The 1049-nt window shown below is 60.2% G+C and carries 1 protein-coding gene; it reads right to left on the minus strand.

Translation table 11 applies throughout. The features are described 5' to 3' along the window. A partial coding sequence (locus AB0P14_RS17920; protein ID WP_363845534.1) for a PKD domain-containing protein occupies positions 1 to 1049 on the minus strand: 1049 nt, incomplete at both ends.

Consider the following 1049-nt stretch of genomic DNA (forward strand, 5'->3'; position numbering starts at 1 on the left):
GGTGTTGCTGGGGCCAGCACCACCGTCCCCATGACGGCGTTCGGGGAGGAACTGTTCGCCGTTGCGGTCAACCCTCCAGCGGTGGACCCGGAAAGTGGGCCGTTGGCGTCGGAGAACAGCCAGCTCATGTGCCCAGCCCCTGTCCCAGCGCCAGTTTGGCGCACCGTCTGTCCGGCAGGAACCGTCCAAGACGTCGTGGCTCCGGTCTTGTCAGCCCAGTACTGAACTGCCCAAGATCCACTGATCACCGAGGAAATCAGAGGAGTCACATGTGCTGCACGGCTGACGGTCTCGGACTGCATCGCAAAGGACGCGGCGGTAACCGTTGCGTTCCTGTATGCACTGATCGCCAATGTGCCGCGACCATAAGCCGCCGTCCTGACCGTGACCGTTGAACCTGCATCAGCAGCGACTGCCACCTTTGTGAGGAAGATTCCCCGCATCGAGGTAGTCGCCGATTCGGCAGAAACACTCCAACCAGCCGGTTCAGTAATGCCAACCGTTCCGGAGTTCGTTGAGAACGCAGCGACCAGAACATCACCGGCCTGAACACTTGCCGGCAAAACAACCGAGTGACTCATCACCGACCCGGAGTTATTGCTGGCAGCCGAGGCAACAAACTGCACCGGCGAAGTGGCAGGCGGACCAGGATCTTCCGTCACCGTCACTGGCAACGTAAAGTCACCCGTAGCACCAACGTTGTCCGTCACCGTCAACACCACAGCAAACGTGCCAGCCTCCGCAAACGTCTGCGACACCGTGACACCACTGAGAGCCGGGTTCCCGGGAATAGTCCACGCGTAATCAGCAATCGTCCCGTCCGAATCCGCCGAAGTGGACCCGTCCAAGATGCATGTCAGGAACGTACAATCCGCTGTAAACGCCGCCGTCGGAGCAACATTCCCCGGAGGAGCCGCCGTGACAGTAACCTCATGCGTAACAGCACCAGTAGCGCCATCATCATCGGTCACCGTCAACGTCACCTGGTAGGTATCCGCTGCAGCGAAGGTGCGGTTGAAGGTGGCTGAGGTGCCACTTCCACCATCACT

Source organism: Specibacter sp. NPDC078709 (assembly GCF_040686795.1).
In the GTDB taxonomy this organism is placed as follows: Bacteria; Actinomycetota; Actinomycetes; order Actinomycetales; family Micrococcaceae; genus Specibacter.